We start from the raw sequence: 17158 nt of genomic DNA, 5'->3' as shown, positions 1-17158 counted from the left end.
GATCCCGCCTGCGTGCTCAACCGCCACCGCCATTTGGCGCATCGCCATTGTCGGCCGGCGGCATGCCGGGGCCGGATACCGTGCCCACGGCCGGATGGCGCAAAAGGTCGCCATACTCGATGCCGTTCCTGGCGGCAGTGCCTGCCTTGAGTTCGAGCACGAAGCGCACGGGTACACCGGGCGAAATGACGGCGTCGGATTGCGGCTCGCCGTGCTTGACCGCGCGGATCTTGCCGTCCTGGCCGACAAAGATCAGATCGAGCGGCATCGGCGTGTTGTGCATCCAGAAGCCAACCTGCTGCTGGACCTCGAAGACGAACAGCATGCCATGGTCGTCCGCCATGTCCTGGCGATACATCAAGCCGGCCTCGCGCTCCGCGGCGGTATCCGCGACTTCAATGGAAAAAGAGCGATCACCGCCTTTCGTCACCACGACCAGTGGCGCCGGATCGGCCGGAAGGATCATCGCCCGGCTGTCCGCTGAGGTTGGCTTTTCGGAATAGAAATAACCACCGGCAGCGGCGACGACGGCAATTACGGCGCACGTCACGCCCGCAGTCAGCCAGTTCCTGTAAGCCATTCGAGATCCTCGGCCGGAAATCGTCCTAGTGCGAGACCGGCAAGGTCCCCATATCGGGGTGAATTTCGGCGGCCATAAGGCCTTTGTCGCCGCGTCCGAAACGAACCAGAACGACCTGCCCAGGCCGAAGCTCGGTGATGCCGTAACGGCGCAAGGTCTCCATGTGGACGAAGATATCCTCGGTGCCCTCGCCGCGGGTGAGAAAACCAAACCCCTTGGTGCGGTTGAACCATTTCACCAAGGCGCGTTCGAGACCGCTCTCCGGCGTCACCGCGACATGGGTGCGCTGCTCCTGCATCTCGGCCGGATGGACCGCCGTGGTGACATCCATGGATAGCACCCGAAAGGCTTGCAATCCGCGGTCGCCATGCTTGACGAGACAAACCACGCGCGCGCCCTCCAGGGCCGTCTGGAAGCCGTCCCTTCGAAGACATGTCACATGGAGGAGGATGTCGCCCGAGGTGCCGTCATCCGGGAGGATGAAACCATACCCTTTGGCCACATCGAACCACTTGATGGCGCCGGCTACTTCGAGCAGATCAGCGGCATCGCCGCCTTCGTCACGCTGCAAGGCGTCGCCAAGGGTTCCGTCCCGCCCCGTCAAAGAGGCCTTTTCCCCCATAAGAATGCCCCCTCTTTTTCAAGAACACCGCAACTGATTCTTGATACCAGATTAACACCGCGGCTTCCGGTCTGTGCAAGACCTGCCGTGCCTTTTTTCACGGTTCATTGGGGCAATACCGGATTTGTTCTTTGCCGGCATTGCGCACTGCCGCATGATTGCCCTTTGACAGGGCCGACCCTATGTTGCACCGCAACGCAATTATCGAGGAAATCACATGCGCTATCTGCACACCATGATCCGCGTCGCCGACATCGATGCCTCGCTCGATTTCTACTGCAACAAGCTCGGCCTCAAGGAGGTGCGGCGCTACGAAAACGAACAAGGCCGCTTCACGCTGATCTTCCTCGCGGCCTCCGAAGACGAGCAAAGCGGCATCGCCGACAAGGCGCCGCTGGTCGAACTGACCTACAATTGGGATCCGGAGGACTACAAGGGCGGGCGCAATTTCGGCCACCTCGCCTATGAGGTCGACGACATCTACGCCACCTGCCAGCATCTGATGGACAGTGGCGTCATCATCAACCGGCCGCCGCGCGACGGCAACATGGCCTTCATCAGGTCGCCGGACGGCATCTCGATCGAGCTTCTGCAGAAAGGCCCAGCCAAGGCCAAGGCCGAACCATGGGCTTCGATGGCGAACACCGGAAGCTGGTAACCAATCACGCTATCTTGAGCGGATAATGCTCGGCTGACATGCTTAGCACCGTGTGGTTTTTCCGGAACGGTGCCTATCTGTCCGGCTAACAGGCGCTTGCCCAGGAGAGTTCATGCCGACCAGCCATGCCGACGTCACCACCGAACATGCCAGCCGCTACCTGCAGCAGCTGTGCAAGCACTGGGCGCACAAATTCCCGGTCGAATTCGATCCCACCCATGGCACCATCGATCTCTCGATGGGCCGCACCGTCATGGATGCCGATGCGACAGCGTTGCACATCACAGTGTCAACCGATGAAGCCGGGGCGATCGAGCGCCTGGAAAGCGTCGTCGCCGATCACATCAAGCGCTTTGCTTTCCGCGAAGAGCTGACCTTCGACTGGAAGCCCGCACCGGCAGCTTAGGCGGCGACCTATTTTCCACTGGCCTGAGTGGCCATCTCCAGCAGCGCCTGCACCGATCGCCAGTTGCGCGCGGTGCCCGGCACTTTCAGCGTGCGCGGGATCAGCGCCGCAAACACCGATTTGCCCAGCCCGTCCGGCGCACTGAGATAGAGCACATCGCCCTTGACCTCGAAGCGTTCGGGACCGGTGCGTTTTTCCGCCAGCCGCGCCACCTCGTCGGCGGTCGGCTCGCGCTCCAGCACATAGGCGTGGAGCTTCGTGTGGTCCGCGGCAATTTCCGGATAGGGATTTTCGTTCACCAGCCGCTCGAACCATGAGAGATCGCGCACCATGATGCGCGAATGGAAACCCCATTTCTTCTCGAAGGCTGCTTCGATCTGTTTCGTCAGCGTCGCCGCGTCGCCCTTCTTCGCCCGGAACACGGCATTGCCGCTCTGCACGTAGGTGGCGACATCGGAAAAGCCGAGATCCTCGAAGAACGACCGCAGCTCCGCCATCTTGACGATGCGGTTGCCGCCGACATTGATGCCGGAAAACAGCGCGACGAAGATTTTTCCCGGATCAATCATTTGATCCCCAATCGCTCATATGATGAACCCGGCCAAAGTCTCGTTGTCGGTGATGTCCTGATACTGGACACCCTCGGCTTCGAAATTCGCCTTGAGCAAGTCGAAATTACGGCTGTCCTTGGTTTCGATGCCGATCAGCACGGAACCGAAATTGCGTGCCGATTTCTTGAGATATTCGAAACGGGCGATGTCGTCGTCGGGTCCGAGCAGTTCGAGGAAATCCCGCAACGCGCCGGGCCGCTGCGGGAAGCGGATGATGAAGTATTTCTTCAGCCCCTCGAAGCGCAGCGCCCGCTCCTTGACGTCCGGCAGCCGCTCGAAATCGAAATTGCCGCCCGAAACCACGGCGACGATGGTCTTGCCCCTGATCTCCTTCTTCGAAAAATCCTTCAGCGCATCGATCGCCAGCGCGCCGGCCGGCTCCAGCACGACGCCTTCGACGTTAAGCATCTCGATCATGGTGGCGCAGAGCCGGTTTTCCGGGATCAGCCGCACAGCGTCGGCCGGAAAATCCTTGAGATGCCGCAACGGCTCGCGGCCGATCTCTGCCACCGCCGCGCCATCGACGAAATTGTCGACCTTGGCGAGTTTGAGCCGTTTTCCCGCAGCGAGGCTCTCGCGCAGGCTCGGCGCGCCGGCCGGCTCGCAGAAGACGTAGTGTGCTTCCCGGCCCTGATCGGCGAAATAGTGGGTGACACCGGCGGCAAGTCCGCCACCGCCAACCGGCAGCATGATGATGTCGGGCATGCGTGCACCCGGCATCTGATCGGCGATTTCATAGGCGACAGTCGCCTGCCCTTCGATGATATCCTTGTGGTCGAAGGGCGGCACCATATGGGCGCCGGAACTTTCGGTGAATTCGAAGGCGGCGCGATAGCAGTCGTCGAAGAAGTCGCCAACCAGCCTGATCTCGATGAAATCGCCGCCGAACAGCCTGGTCTTGTCGATCTTCTGCTGCGGCGTCGTCACCGGCATGAATACAACGCCTCGTCTGCCGAAATGGCGGCAGACGAATGCAAAGCCCTGCGCATGGTTGCCGGCGGACGCGCAGACGAACAGTTCCGCCTCGTTGCCCGCCGCCAGCGTCTTACGGAAGAAGTTGAAGGCGCCGCGGATCTTGTAGGAACGCACCGGCGACAGGTCCTCGCGCTTCAACAGCACCCGCGCGCCGGTCTTTTTCGACAGATAGTCGTTCTCCTGCAGCGGCGTTTCCGGGAAGATCTGGCGGATCGCCGCGGCAGCGGCAGCGACACGGGAAGAGAAACTGTTCATCGCAAAACCACCTCGCGCCGCATGTCGTGTGCGGACCTCTATCATTGTTCGGGCCGCGCACCGGCTGTTTGTGGCGCGCCGGCCTTCGCGCCGGCTCAGCCTATTGCATATCCGTCCCCGCGGCGCCCTTGTCCGGCCATTCATGCTCTCCCGTAGCGGGTATTCGTAAAACCCTTGCAAACACTTGGAGGCGTTTGTTCATGCCCGTTGCATCGGTCGGCCTGAAATCCATGTCCTTGCCGGAATCGGCGAGCTGACGGTGAAGCCGCCCTTTGCGCCACGACGCAGGCATTCCTCCCGCCGTTTTGGCTTTCGCGCAACACTGCGATGGCTGTAACCGGGCGCTGATCACATTTCGACTGGACACGACTTAGTTCCGCCGCACTCTCCCTGTCCGGGAGGTGTCGCGGGGGTAGACAGGCCTTTCGGCCGGAGTTGGAATTTCAGGCGTGCCTTTGAAGAAGATCTTTACCGTTGTCCTAGCCTTGTTCGTCGCCGGCTGCGCCGGTTCGCAGACACAGGAATTGCTGGGTAGCGCCATGGTGTCCGCTCCGGTGACGGAGATCGCCGGCAATCACAGCATCTTCATCGCCACGACGCGCAAGAAATCAGATGATCCCAACAAGGTTTTCGACGGCGAGCGCTCGGCCACGCTGAACTATGCCCGCGTCAACGTCACCGTTCCGGGGCTGCACGAGACCGGCCAGATCGAGCGGCGCTCGCGCGGCAAGTCGGACGACCCGGCGAAATATTTCATGGCTTCGGAAGTCGTCGGCTACGAAACGCAGCCGAAATTCTCCAGCGCGCTCAACGCCGACATCGCGGCGCGTGGCGGCCGCGTCATGGTCTTCGTGCACGGCTACAACACCGGCTTCGACGCCGCCGTCTATCGCCTGACCCAGATTGTCCATGATTCCGGCTATCCCGGCACGCCTGTGCTGTTCTCCTGGGCATCGGGCGCCAGGACCACCGACTATGTCTATGACAAGGAAAGCGCCAGTGCTGCCCGCGACCAGCTGGAGGTGACGCTCAGGATGCTGGAGCAGTCGGGCGCCCGGCGCATCGACATCGTCGCGCATTCGCTCGGAACCTGGGTCACCATGGAAACGCTGCGCCAGATGGCCATCACCGGCGACCGCGATCTCGGCGGCAAGCTGGGCGACGTGGTGTTGGCCTCGCCCGACATCGATGTCGACGTGTTCAAGAGCCAGATGCGGCGCTATGGCAAGCCCGACAAGCCGTTCATCCTGCTGTTGTCCGACGACGATCGGGCGCTCAGGCTCTCCGGCCTGATCGCCGGTTCGCGGCCGCGCGTCGGCGACTACAAGGATGCCGCCGATCTTGCCTCCTACGGCGTGACGGTCGTCGACCTCTCCAAGGTCAAAGGAAGCGACAGCTTCAACCATACGAAATTCGCCGACAATCCGGCGCTGGTGAAGATGATCGGCCAGCGGCTGCGCGATGATGACGGCTTTGCCAGCGACCGTGACGTGACGGATCGCATCGGCCTGCTTGGGCAATAGATGCGGTCCCGCGGTTTTCGCCGTGCCTGTTCACATTCGCGGACATATAGACTCACTTTGAACTGGACCGCGCCGGCCGCTGGCTTTATCGGAATAGCCAGCGACGTCATGCGTTTGACGTCCCCCTTTGCGGGAGCCGGCGTGTGACCGTGCGTTCGAAGAGCTACCTCGTCGTTGCGTTCGCGCTCGCTGTCACCGGCTGCGCCGGCGGGAAGACGCACGACCTGCTCAACAAGACGACGATCGCCGTGCCCGCTTCCGACATCGCGGCCACGCATGAGATTTTCGTTGCAACGACCCGCCAGAAGGCAACGAAGGAACCGCGACAGGTGTACGATGGCGATCGCTCGCTGACCACCAGCTTTGCCCGTATCGACGTCACCGTTCCGAAAAGCCACCAGGTTGGCGCCATCGAGCGGGCCAAGGGATCGGCAAACAGCAATCCGGCCAAGGATTTCACCGCCAAGGACGTCACCTTCTATGAAGGCGCGCCACAATTCGCCAAGGCGGTCGGCGCCGACATCGCCATGCGCGGCGATCGTGCGCTGGTTTTCGTGCACGGGTTCAACAATGGTTTCGACGACGGCGTCTACCGGCTGACGCAGATCGCCCACGACACGAAATATTCCGGCACGCCGGTGCTGTTCTCCTGGGCCTCAAGCGGCAAGACGACCGGTTATATCTACGACAAGGATAGCGCCAACGCGGCGCGCGACGATCTCGAAGCGACGCTCAGGATGCTGGCCAAAACGAAGGTCAAGAGCATCGACATCATCGCCCATTCGATGGGAACCTGGGTAACCATGGAGGCGCTGCGCCAGCTTGCCATCACCGACGATCGCGATCTCGACGGCAAGCTCGGCTATGTCATCCTGGCCTCGCCCGACATCGATGTCGACGTGTTCAAGAAGCAGATGATTCGCTACGGCAAGCCCGACAAACCGTTCGCCATCCTGCTCTCCGCGGATGATCGGGCTCTCAAGCTCTCCTCGCTGCTCTCGGGCGACAAGCCGCGCGTCGGCGATTACGGCAACGCGGCCGACCTCGCCAGCTATGGCGTATCGGTGGTCGACCTTTCCCAGGCCAAGGGCGGCGACCGCCTCAACCACGCCAAATTCGCCGACAACCCGATGCTGGTGCAACTGCTCGGCGACCGGCTGCGGGCGCCGGCGGGTCTCGCCTCGGCCGAACCCGACCCGACACAGCTCAACAATCTCGGCCAGGGCCTCGGCAAGGCCGTCGGCTCGGTCGCCGAGATCGTCATCACCACGCCGTTCAAGGTGCTGACCATCGCCACTGGTGGGTGAGCCGGCGCCGGGCGTCGCCGGCTGTGACCTCAAATGAAGAGATCGACCTTCTGGAACGTCGTCACGTCGATCAGGCCGACGTCCGAAATCCTGAGCTCAGGGATGACGACCAGCGCCAGCAGCGAGTGCTGCATGTAGGCGTTGTTTAGCGAACAGCCCATCTTGCGCATCGCCTCGGTGAGCTTCTCCGCCTTGGCCGCGACGATCTCGGCCCGCTCGTCCGACATCAGCCCGGCGATCGGCATTTCGACCAGCGCCAGTTCCTTGCCCTTGGAGAACAGCACGACGCCGCCGCCGACCTCGCCCAGACGGTTTACCGCCAGCGCCATGTCCTGCTTGTTGGTGCCGACGCAGATGATGTGGTGGGCGTCATGCGCCACGCTCGACGCCATAGCGCAGTCGCTCATGTAGCCGAAACCGGAGACGAAGGCGTTGGTGACGCCGCCCGTGCCCCTGTGGCGCTCGACCAGCGCGATCTGGCAGATATCGTTGCGGCGATCCATGGCGACCAGCCCGTCCTCGACCGGCAGATCGGCCTCCAGTGCCCGCGTCGGCGCCTGGTTCTCGATGACGCCGATGACGCGCACCCGGACCTCGTTGGCGCCCTTGGGGGCGGCGATATCGAAGTCGCCGCCCTTCAGCCTCTTGCCGAGCTTGACGGTGTTCTTCGCCGTCCGGGGATAATCATAGGCCGGAATGTCGATTTCGAGCTTGCCGCCCTTGGCCAGCCTGACGCCGCGTGCATAGACCTCGTCGATGGTCATTGCGGCGAGATCCGAGACGATCAGCAGGTCGGCCAGCCGCCCCGGCGCGATCGAACCGATCTCGCGCTCCAGTTTGAAATGCTGAGCGGTGTTGAGCGTCGCCATCTGGATCGCCGTCACCGGCTTCAACCCCTGTTGGATGGCGTGGCGCACCACGCGGTCCATATGGCCTTCCTGGACCAGCGTGCCGGAATGGCTGTCGTCGGTGCACAGGATGAAATTGCGCGGATCGATGCCGCTCTCCGTCACCGCCTTGATCTGCGCGGCGACGTCGTACCAGGCCGAGCCCAGCCGCAGCATCGCCTTCATGCCCTGGCGCACCCGCGCGATGGCGTCCTCGGCGCGGGTGCCCTCATGATCGTCCTCGGGGCCGCCGGCGACATAGCCATGGAACGGAAGACCGAGGTCGCGCGAGGCATAGTGGCCGCCGACCGTCTTGCCTGCATGAACCGTCGCCGCGATCTCGCCCGACATGACGGGATCATTGGCGGCGACCCCGGGAAAATTCATCACTTCGCCCAGGCCGATAATGTTCTCCCAGGTCATCGCTTCCGCGACATCGGCGACCGTCAGCTCGGCGCCGGCATGTTCGAGCCCCGGCGCAGAAGGCACGCAGGACGGCATCTGCACATGCACGTTGATGGGCATCACCACAGCCTCGTCATGCATCAGCCGCACGCCGGGCAGGCCGAGCACATTGGCAATCTCGTGCGGGTCGATGAACATGGAGGTCGTGCCGTGCGGAATGACGGCACGGCAGAACTCGGTCACCGTCACCATGCCGCTTTCGACATGCATGTGCGCGTCGCAGAGGCCGGGCACCAGATAGCGCCCGCCGGCGTCGACCACCTTGGTGCCCTGGCCGATGGCATGGCTGGCGTTCGGCCCGCAATAGGCGAAGCGCCCCCCGGCAATGGCGATGTCGGTGCCGGCGATGATCTCGCCCGAATGGACATTCACCCAGCGGCCGTTGCGCACGACCAGGTCAGCGGGTTTGCGCCCCATGGCGACATCGACCAGATGTGTCGCCATCTCGGTCCACGGTCTGGGTTTTGCGGGCGTTGCTTTCGTCATTCGCGATTCCTTCGGTTGTTGCCAGTCTCGCAAATGTCGGCGGGCGCCGCCAGAGCCGTCGGGCCAACACACCGCGGCAGACTGAGCTTGTTGACTAATCTGGCCAAAGCGCGATGCTGGCTACGGACCGAGCCGTAAGGGGGAAACATGACCCGTTTTTGCAAAGTGTTCGCCATCGTCATCTTGTTCGCCGCCTCGAGCGCTTTTGCCGCCGCCGAGGAACGTTGGCAGACCTTGCCGGAGCCTGCGGCCATGCCCAAACCCGATCAGAGCGGATATGCGCCGGTGAACGGCATCCAGATGTACTACGCCGTTTTCGGAGCGGGCGACCCCGTGCTGCTCATCCATGGCGGCCTCGGCCACGCCGACATCTGGGCCAGCCAGGTGGCCACGTTTTCCAAGACGCACAAGGTGATAGTCGCCGACAGCCGTGGTCACGGCCGCTCCACCCGCACCGAGCAGCCCTATGGCTATGACTTGATGGCGTCGGACTATCTGGCGCTGCTCGATTACCTGAAGATCGACAAGACCGCGCTCGTGGGCTGGAGCGATGGCGGAATTATCGGTATCGACATCGCACTGCATCATCCGGAGCGGCTGACAAGGCTCTTTGCGCAAGCCGCCAACGTAACCACCGACGGCGTCGATCCGGGCGTGATGACCAACAAGACCTTTGCCGCCTACATCGACCGCTCCGGCCGCGACTACAAGAAGATGTCGAAAACACCGGACCAGTATGACGCCTTCGTGGCGCAGATGAGCCATATGTGGGAGACCGAGCCGGCGTGGACCAAGGAGCAGCTCGCTGCGATAACCACGCCGACGGCGATCGTTGCCGGCGACCATGACGAAGCGATCAAGCGCGAACACACCGAATATATCGCCTCCGCCATCCCGGGCGCGAAGCTGATTATCCTGCCCAACGCCAGTCATTTCGCCATGCTGCAAGCGCCGGATGAATATAACCAGGCTGTGCTGGATTTCATCGACGCCAAATAGAGGATTCTGTGCGGCGACAGGGGGATTGCGATTGCGGCGAATGCGGTTATCCTTCTGGCGAGGATCTTTCTGAATCGTCATTTCGGGGAGTTCGATGTATCGCCTGATGGTCGCAAGTGCCGGTTTTCTTGCCGCTCTGGTCGTGCCGGCTTTCGCCGCCGACCCAGCGGCCGATGTTCCGATGACCGCGCCCGGCTTCGACTGGACCGGCTACTATGCCGGCATGCAAGCCGGCTATGGCTGGGGTCGGTCCGACATATCAGGAACAGAGGGCGAGCCGTTTTCGGCCACACCTGACGTTGACGGCGGTTTTGTCGGCGGCCATGTCGCCGGACTGTGGCAATTCGACCAGGCGGTGCTGGGCGCCGAGGCAGACCTCAACTATTCCTCGATCGACGGAACGACGATATCGGCCCTGGGAAGCACATTCGGCACCGACATCAAGTGGTTCGGGTCGGTCAACGCCAAGGCCGGCTACGCCATGGATCGCCTGCTGGTCTACGGCATTGGCGGCGTCGCCTTTGCCGGCATCGAAACATCGCAAGTCGCGGGTCCGGCGTTCGCCAGCACGCGCACGAATGTCGGCTGGACCGTGGGTGCCGGCGTCGACTACGCGTTGACCGACAAGTTCGTCGTCGGCGCACAGTATCGCTACTATGATTTCGGCTCCGAGCACTACCACGTAGCGGAACCCTTCAACGATCGCGATCAGAACGTGAAGCTCAACACGGTAGGCATCAATTTGAGCTACAAGTTCTGAGCAGGGCCACAATCGCGACGCTGCCGGACCAGGCAACCACTCAAAGGGCTCTTTCATGGAAGGGTGGCCGACGCTCCCAGTGGGCGGGGGGAATGGGTTGGGCCTGAGAGGCGCCGGCCTTGGCGGATCAAATCCACCACACAGGCATCCTACCATTACCCGCCGCGCCGATAATTCCGTGATCGCGCCAGTATCATCAAGCCGCCCCGTCTGTTTGCACGTTCGGCGAACGCTCAACAACACGACTTGACGGCCTGTGTCAGGCGTCTGAAAAGGGCTGGCCTGCGGACGTGGCGGAATTGGTAGACGCAAGGGACTTAAAATCCCTCGATCTCTGATCGTACGGGTTCGATTCCCGTCGTCCGCACCACCTTTCGCTCTTCGAGCTTCGGGTGGCGGGCCACCTGAAGCTCGAAGAGCGAAGGAGCGTCCTCCGAAGCCTTGGCGAAGGAGGACCGGTTCGAATTTTATCCGTTCAGGCGCACCAATTTCACCAGCCACGGCTTGTTGGCATCTCTACGCCTCGAACACTTTCTGTGTGAACCATTCCGCCAGCCTGGCAAGTTCCGGCCCCAGCACACGATCGGCGCCGACAGGCGGCACGATAGCTCTGATTTGATCGACGAAGGAGCGCAGTGCTGGCGGCGGCGTCCGTTCGGTGACGTGCAGCGCCTGCGAGGCGATCATCGCCAGCATCGCCATGGCGGCATCGACGCAGCGGCCGGCGGTTGCCTCCTTGGTCCATGCGAAGAACGCCGTCGTGGCGACATCGTCCTGCCCCGCGCCGGCCGATTCCGTTCCTGGAATGAAGGTGCGCTGTGCGGCCAGCTTGGCCTGCTCAAGATAGCCGGTGATCGCCATCGGCACGTAGCCGACATTGCCGTGGCCGTCGCTGTCGGCTGAGTGACGTGCGGTCATCAGCAGATCGGGCAGCAGCGACACCTTGCCGTTGAGCAGCTTGGAGGCGTGGCGATCACAAAGCAGGCAGATGTCGGCCCATATCGCCGCCAGATCATCCAGTGCCGGCGTCACCATGGCGTTGTGATAGCCGCCGGTCGAGATGCAGCGGCCGAGCGGATGTGCATCGTCGGGCGGGATGTAGACCGGATTGTCCGATATAGAGGCCAGCGACACAGTGGCTGCCTGCTCGGTCGACGACAGCGCACGATGCGCCTGGCCGAGGACGCGCGGCACGATGCGGTAGCTGACCGGCGCCTGATAATTGCGTCGCCCATCGCCGGCGCCAACCAGAAATTCCCGCAAACCCTGCAGGGCCGCGGCCTCATGCTCATCGCCCCAGAGCGTGTCGAGGGCGGCGTCATAGTGTTCGAGCGGGGCACGAAACGCCTCGATCGACAGCGCGAACACCTGATGCGCCATGCGGATCCGGCGGCGCGCCGCGAGCGCTGCGTCTGCCACCAGAGCAGCAGCGCAAGGCGAGCCGTTGATCAGCGAGCCGCGTTCCTTGACCTCAAGGTCGAAGCGCGTCGAAAGTTCTGCAAACAAGGGGTAGAGCGCCAGGATCTCACCGGCGCCGCCCTGGCCGGAGGCCGGCACCGTTGGCATCGGCCCACCGTCGAGCATAGCGGCCACGGCAAGCGCGATGCGCGGCGTTGTGGCGGCGTTGCCCTCGATGAAATTCGTCAGCCGGGCAAGCACGATCGCCCTGACCACGCGATCCGGCAAGGGATCGCCGAACGAGGTGGCGGCGGCAAACGCCTTGATGCGCGCATGGCGATCACGCTCGTCGAGTTCGAGCTTGCGGCTCGCCAGCTCTCCCATGGCGGTGGTGACGCCATAGATGACCGGTGGCGGATCGGATTCAATCAGCCTGAGAAACGAAGAGCGGCATTCGGCGATGCGCTGCAACGCCTTCTCGCCGATCGCCACCGTGTCCTTCTTCCAGGCGACGCGGAAAACAGTGTCGAGGTTGATGTCCTCACGCGTCGACAGGCTAACTGGCATGCTTCACACCGCTGGAATTAAGGGGCTTTAGTAGAGTGGTTCCTCGAACAGCGTCTTGTCGCCGTCCACCAGCGCCTTGATCTGCGCGGTGCCGTCGCCGGCGAGCGCAAGACGGATGCCGAACGGCCGCACCCGCATGTCGTTCTGGATTGCCATCCCCTCGCCTTCCGGCAGATAGAAGCGCTCGACACCGTAGTCCGGCGCGATGGTCGCCTCTTCGCCGCGAAGGTCCCAGCCCTCGGCGACGTGGCCTGATATATCGGCCTCGTCGGCAGCGGCCGGCGTCGGTGCCTTGCCGAACCAGGCTGTCGTCGGCTGCCAATAGCTGTCGGAGCCCTTCTTCAGGCGCACGACAATTGAGGTGTCCTCGCTTGAAAATTTGTCGGGCGGAATGTTGGCGATCATTTTCACCGGTATGCGCGAAATATCGTAGCCCAGGATAATATAGTCGCCGCGCAGGAGGTCGCGCGGATCGACAGGTTCGATCTTCAGCAGCACTTCCTTGCCGTTGCGCAGGATCGCCGCGCGGCCGGCGATGATCCAGCTCAGGAAGCCGATTTGAACGAGCGCCAGCACCAGTGCCGAGATGACAAGCCTTTTCCCGGTGATCATGCCGTGGCTCCTTTGGCATCTGGACCCTTCATGCGTTTTTCCACGCGGATGATGACGATCGCAAGGATGCCGAGCAGCACCGCGGCGGCCAGGAAGAAGCCGGCCGTATCGAGCATCGATTGCAAGGTCACCACATAGATGATGGCGAGTTCGAAGGCGAAGCCAAGATAGGCAAACCAGCGCAGCCCACGGCTTTCCCGCCCTGCCAGCACGATTGCGGCGACAATGCCTGCAAGCGCGATCACCGAAGCGAAGGCAAAACCGCTGTTGTAGGTGCTCTCGTCGGCGAGTTCGAACTGGATCATTGCGAGGCCGGTGAGGAAGCCGAGCAGTGCGTGCAAGGGCAAGCGGCCGCCGAGCTGCACGACCCGGTCGACCGGATCCGGCGCGAAGACCGAGGCCGCGAACAGCAGCGCCGAGACGACGACCAGCGGGAAAGCCACCTGCAGCGTGTCGTGGTTGGTGACCAGCAGCACAAGATAGAACAGAACCGACAGGATGATCAGGTGGCGCGCCGCCTGGCTGCGGGTCCAGAACGAGACGGCAAACAGCACGATCGCCATGATCACGAAGGCATGCGGAAATTCGCTGCGGCTGTAGTAGTCGAAGCCTTTGAGGAACAGCCAGGCATCGGCGATGCCGACCGAAGCGACCGTCAGCGGATTCGAACGCAGCGCAACCGCCGCCAGCGCCGTGCCGGCGCCCCAGGTGACCAGAGCAGACGCCTCGTCGCCCGAGAGATGATACATCTGGCCGATCAGCGCGATCGAGCCGCCGAAAGCCGCGGCCGCCACGACCCAGAGCGCTTCCCCGATCGCCGCATGGTTGCGGGCCTTCAGCACCGCGCCGCCGACATAGCCACCAAGGATGACGGCAAACAGTGCCGCCACGCGCGCTAGCCTCGGGATCGCGTCCCAGTTGGCGGCGACGAAAATCAGGATGGCGGCGCCGAAAAGCAAGGCGGCCATCATTGCCAGGATAGAGCCGAAGCTGAGCGACTCGCGCGCGTTGGCCTCGACATCGCGCGAAAGCGAATCGGCTGTGGCGGCGTCAATCAGCCCGGCCTGCAGCCAACGCGCGATATCCGCCCTGACCCGCGACGAATACCCCGCCATGCTGCGTCTCCCCCAAGTTTGGTCTTTTTTTCAGCCGATCCGGTCAAATCGTTGACGCGGCGGCATTTTCCGATTCGGGTTTCTTTGTGTCAGGTCCGTGAACCCCGTTAATGCTGCATTGCACAATTTGCATTGCTGCCATGCAGCCATAGCGCTTTTAAATCGATATGGGTCCGACTATTTATAGTTCGTACACAAACGGAATGATCCGCAAGAAAGACGAAACGAGAACTACCATGAACCTGATCCGCAACTACCGCAACTGGCGCCGCTACAGGGACACCGTGTCCGAGCTGAGCCGCCTGAGCAACCGTGAACTGACCGACCTCGGCATCAGCCGCAGCGACATTCCTTACGTCGCTCGCAAGGCGGTCTAATTCTTCGGACCGCGAATGGTCCGAACCAGTTTTGAAAAAGAGAACGACAATGAACCTGATCCGCAACTATCGTAACTGGCGCGTTTATCGCGAGACGGTTACCGAGCTGGGTCGCCTTTCCAACCGCCAGCTGCATGATCTCGGTATCGTCCGCGACGAAATCAAGATCATCGCCCGCCAGGCGATCTAACCAGAATTTCGCCAGGGTCGACCTCCTCCCCGACCTTGACGAATACGGTCACCCCTTACCTCCTCCCAAGGGTTGACCACAAAAACGGCGCCCGCCGCACCTCCTCCCGCGGCGGGCGTTGTTTCCCAGGCAAAACGAATTTTGCCCCAAAGGTTTCGCCCCTTTTCAAACGGCGAAAGAGTTTTCGTCAAAGCCGACCTCCTCCCCGGCGATGACGAATAGGCCCAACCTTCACCTCCTCCCGAGGGTTGGCCACAAAAACGGCGCCCGCTGCACCTCCTCCCGCGGCGGGCGCTGTTTCCCCGGAGTAAAACGAATTTTGCTCCAGAGGTTTCGCCCCTTCTAAAAAATGGCGAAAGGAATTTCGTCAAAGCCGACCTCCTCCCCGGCGATGACGAATATGGTCGGCCTTCACCTCCTCCCGAGGGTCGACCCCAAAAACGACACCCGCCGGACCTCCTCCCCCGGCGGGTGTTGTCGTTTCAGGAGGCGCTCCCATCAGCAGCTGTTTGCCCCGCACCGCGCACGGCAATTGCAATCGCCGCACCAAGCGATTATTCCGGCGCTCATGAGCAAAAATCCCATCCACATCATCGGCGGCGGCCTCGCCGGTTCCGAAGCCGCCTGGCAGGCAGCGCAGGCCGGCGTTCCGGTCATCCTGCATGAAATGCGGCCCGTTCGCGGCACCGATGCACACAAGACCGACAGCCTGGCCGAGCTCGTCTGTTCCAATTCCTTCCGCTCCGACGACGCCGACAACAACGCGGTCGGCCTGTTGCATGCCGAAATGCGGCTGGCCGGCTCGTTGATCATGAGCGCCGGCGACGCCAACCAGGTTCCGGCCGGCGGCGCGCTGGCCGTCGACCGCGACGGATTCGCCGATGCCGTGACGAAAAAACTCGAAGCACACCCGCTGATCACCATCCGGCGGGAGGAAGTGCCAGGTCTGCCGCCGGCGGATTGGGACCAGGCGATCGTCGCCACGGGTCCGTTGACCGCCCCCGGGCTTGCCCAGTCGATCGCGGAAGCGACCGGCGCCGATGCGCTCGCCTTCTTCGACGCCATCGCACCGATCGTCCATTTTGACACGATCGACATGGATACCTGCTGGTTCCAGTCGCGCTACGACAAGGTCGGGCCAGGCGGCACCGGCAAGGACTACATCAATTGCCCCATGGACAAGGACCAGTACCTAGCCTTCGTGCAAGCGCTGGTCGACGGGCAGAAAACCGAATTCAAGCAATGGGAAGGCACGCCCTATTTCGACGGCTGCCTGCCGATCGAGATCATGGCCGAGCGCGGCGTCGAGACGCTGCGCTACGGACCGATGAAACCGATGGGGCTGACCAATGCCCACAGTCCGACGGTAAAGGCCTATGCCGTGGTACAGTTGCGCCAGGACAATGCGCTGGGCACGCTCTACAACATGGTCGGTTTCCAGACCAAGTTGAAGCATGCCGAGCAGGTGCGCGTGTTCCGCACCATTCCGGGTCTCGAAAACGCCGATTTCGCCCGCCTCGGCGGCCTGCACCGCAACACCTATATCAACTCGCCGACCTTGCTGGATGCCTCGCTGCAGCTGAAGTCGCGCCCCGGCCTGCGGTTCGCCGGCCAGATCACCGGCTGCGAAGGCTATGTCGAGAGCGCTGCGATCGGTCTGCTTGCCGGCCGCTTCGCCGCAGCCGAGCGTCTCGGCCACTCACCGTCCCTGCCGCCGCTGACCACGGCCTTCGGTGCCCTGCTCAACCACATCACCGGCGGGCACATCGTGTCCGACGATGAGCCGGGCAAGCGCTCTTTCCAGCCGATGAACGTCAATTTCGGCCTGTTCCCGCCGGTGGAGGCCCCGAAGACCGAAGGCAAACGCATGCGCGGCAAGGACAAGACTGTTGCCAAGCGGCACGCCATCACATCGCGCGCACGCGCCGATTGCCGGCAATGGCTGGGATTGGCGGCGCAAACGGAAACGGCCGAAGCTGCAGAGTAGTTTGCTGTTCTGATGGAACTCTGGTGTAAAGTAGGATAGTATCCTACCTTACACCTTGAGAGGCATCCATGGAACCCGCCGAGAAACTGTCGGTCACTGTCACGCCCGCTATGGCGCGCATGATCCGGGACAAAGTCGAAGACGGCTCCTTCGGTTCGGCAAGCGAGGTCATCCGCGCCGCCCTTCGCGCCTTTCAGCGTGAAGAGAAAGAGCACGCCGAGCGCATGGCGTCGATCAGGGCGCGGGTGAAGGCATCGATCGAGGACACAAGGCCGAACCATTCGGGAGAAGAGGTTCGCGACCATCTTCGGGGTCTCGCCGCGTAGTATTTGAGCCGCTGCGATGATTCAGCCGCTTAAGGTTGAATACGGCGAAAGT

The 17158-nt window shown here is 62.5% G+C and carries 18 protein-coding genes and 1 tRNA gene; 11 read left to right on the top strand and 8 right to left on the bottom strand.

Features of this window, described 5'->3' with window-relative positions:
• Positions 1-16: 16 nt before the first annotated feature.
• Both EJ079_RS23145 and EJ079_RS23140 read right to left on the bottom strand, forming a co-directional pair.
• Positions 17-580 carry a DUF192 domain-containing protein gene (locus EJ079_RS23145; protein ID WP_127810280.1) on the bottom strand — a complete coding sequence of 188 codons (564 nt, stop codon included), beginning with the start codon at positions 578-580 and terminating at the stop codon, positions 17-19.
• A 25-nt stretch (positions 581-605) separates the two neighbouring features.
• Positions 606-1202 (bottom strand): cold-shock protein, encoded by a 597-nt coding sequence (locus EJ079_RS23140; RefSeq protein ID WP_127810279.1) that lies wholly within the window; start codon positions 1200-1202, stop codon positions 606-608.
• Between the two features lie 217 nt (positions 1203-1419).
• On the opposite strand from EJ079_RS23140, the gene EJ079_RS23135 reads away from it, so the two are divergent.
• Positions 1420-1860: a VOC family protein gene (locus EJ079_RS23135; RefSeq protein WP_127810278.1), complete on the top strand. Its 441-nt coding sequence runs from the start codon at positions 1420-1422 to the stop codon at positions 1858-1860.
• 112 nt (positions 1861-1972) lie between these two features.
• On the top strand, positions 1973-2266 hold the full coding sequence (locus EJ079_RS23130) for a DUF2218 domain-containing protein (protein WP_127810277.1): 294 nt from the start codon (positions 1973-1975) through the stop codon (positions 2264-2266).
• A gap of 8 nt (positions 2267-2274) precedes the next feature.
• Here EJ079_RS23130 and EJ079_RS23125 read toward each other — a convergent pair whose 3' ends face one another.
• Positions 2275-2835: a DUF1697 domain-containing protein gene (locus EJ079_RS23125; protein ID WP_127810276.1), complete on the bottom strand. Its 561-nt coding sequence runs from the start codon at positions 2833-2835 to the stop codon at positions 2275-2277.
• Between the two features lie 15 nt (positions 2836-2850).
• The gene (gene ilvA / locus EJ079_RS23120; protein ID WP_127810275.1) at positions 2851-4107 is read right to left on the bottom strand and encodes a threonine ammonia-lyase IlvA; all 1257 of its coding nucleotides are present in this window, start codon (positions 4105-4107) and stop codon (positions 2851-2853) included.
• 449 nt (positions 4108-4556) lie between these two features.
• On the opposite strand from ilvA, the gene EJ079_RS23115 reads away from it, so the two are divergent.
• Both EJ079_RS23115 and EJ079_RS23110 read left to right on the top strand, forming a co-directional pair.
• Positions 4557-5630, top strand: coding sequence for an alpha/beta hydrolase (locus EJ079_RS23115; protein WP_127810274.1), 1074 nt, complete (start codon positions 4557-4559; stop codon positions 5628-5630).
• 143 nt (positions 5631-5773) lie between these two features.
• On the top strand, positions 5774-6937 hold the full coding sequence (locus tag EJ079_RS23110) for an alpha/beta hydrolase (protein ID WP_127810273.1): 1164 nt from the start codon (positions 5774-5776) through the stop codon (positions 6935-6937).
• Between the two features lie 29 nt (positions 6938-6966).
• Here EJ079_RS23110 and ade read toward each other — a convergent pair whose 3' ends face one another.
• Positions 6967-8775, bottom strand: coding sequence for an adenine deaminase (gene ade, locus EJ079_RS23105; RefSeq protein ID WP_127810272.1), 1809 nt, complete (start codon positions 8773-8775; stop codon positions 6967-6969).
• Positions 8776-8922: 147 nt separating this feature from the next.
• Between ade and EJ079_RS23100 the strand changes: the two genes are divergently transcribed.
• From EJ079_RS23100 to EJ079_RS23090, 3 genes are all read left to right on the top strand, one after another.
• Positions 8923-9774, top strand: coding sequence for an alpha/beta hydrolase (locus EJ079_RS23100; protein WP_127810271.1), 852 nt, complete (start codon positions 8923-8925; stop codon positions 9772-9774).
• Positions 9775-9868: 94 nt separating this feature from the next.
• Positions 9869-10534 carry an outer membrane protein gene (locus EJ079_RS23095; RefSeq protein ID WP_127810270.1) on the top strand — a complete coding sequence of 222 codons (666 nt, stop codon included), beginning with the start codon at positions 9869-9871 and terminating at the stop codon, positions 10532-10534.
• Between the two features lie 284 nt (positions 10535-10818).
• Positions 10819-10904: transfer RNA gene (locus EJ079_RS23090), tRNA-Leu, on the top strand.
• Positions 10905-11050: 146 nt separating this feature from the next.
• Here the strand turns inward: EJ079_RS23090 and EJ079_RS23085 are convergent.
• From EJ079_RS23085 to EJ079_RS23075, 3 genes are read right to left on the bottom strand one after another with little or no spacing between them, the layout of a single operon-like run.
• The gene (locus EJ079_RS23085; protein ID WP_127810269.1) at positions 11051-12499 is read right to left on the bottom strand and encodes an aromatic amino acid lyase; all 1449 of its coding nucleotides are present in this window, start codon (positions 12497-12499) and stop codon (positions 11051-11053) included.
• Between the two features lie 27 nt (positions 12500-12526).
• Positions 12527-13111: a GDYXXLXY domain-containing protein gene (locus EJ079_RS23080; RefSeq protein ID WP_127810268.1), complete on the bottom strand. Its 585-nt coding sequence runs from the start codon at positions 13109-13111 to the stop codon at positions 12527-12529.
• Complete coding sequence (locus tag EJ079_RS23075) at positions 13108-14226, bottom strand: DUF2157 domain-containing protein (protein WP_127810267.1); 1119 nt, start codon at positions 14224-14226, stop codon at positions 13108-13110. Before EJ079_RS23075 ends, EJ079_RS23080 begins: the two co-directional genes overlap by 4 nt.
• A gap of 236 nt (positions 14227-14462) precedes the next feature.
• Between EJ079_RS23075 and EJ079_RS23070 the strand changes: the two genes are divergently transcribed.
• The 4 genes from EJ079_RS23070 to EJ079_RS23055 all read left to right on the top strand — a co-directional run bounded on the left by EJ079_RS23070 (position 14463) and on the right by EJ079_RS23055 (position 17106).
• Positions 14463-14603 carry a DUF1127 domain-containing protein gene (locus EJ079_RS23070; RefSeq protein WP_013531315.1) on the top strand — a complete coding sequence of 47 codons (141 nt, stop codon included), beginning with the start codon at positions 14463-14465 and terminating at the stop codon, positions 14601-14603.
• A gap of 49 nt (positions 14604-14652) precedes the next feature.
• On the top strand, positions 14653-14793 hold the full coding sequence (locus tag EJ079_RS23065; RefSeq protein WP_013531314.1) for a DUF1127 domain-containing protein: 141 nt from the start codon (positions 14653-14655) through the stop codon (positions 14791-14793).
• A gap of 568 nt (positions 14794-15361) precedes the next feature.
• A complete protein-coding gene (trmFO, locus tag EJ079_RS23060) occupies positions 15362-16780 on the top strand; it encodes a methylenetetrahydrofolate--tRNA-(uracil(54)-C(5))-methyltransferase (FADH(2)-oxidizing) TrmFO (RefSeq protein WP_127810266.1) in 1419 nt (472 codons plus the stop codon).
• Positions 16781-16848: 68 nt separating this feature from the next.
• Entirely contained in the window at positions 16849-17106 is a 258-nt protein-coding gene (locus EJ079_RS23055) for a type II toxin-antitoxin system ParD family antitoxin (protein ID WP_127810265.1), read from the top strand.
• The last annotated feature ends 52 nt before the right edge of the window (positions 17107-17158 follow it).

This window comes from Mesorhizobium sp. M7A.F.Ce.TU.012.03.2.1 (genome assembly GCF_004006095.1).
Classification (GTDB): Bacteria; Pseudomonadota; Alphaproteobacteria; order Rhizobiales; family Rhizobiaceae; genus Mesorhizobium.
The sequence above is the reverse complement of the archived record's forward strand: the minus strand, read 5'-3'. Positions and strand labels throughout refer to the sequence as shown.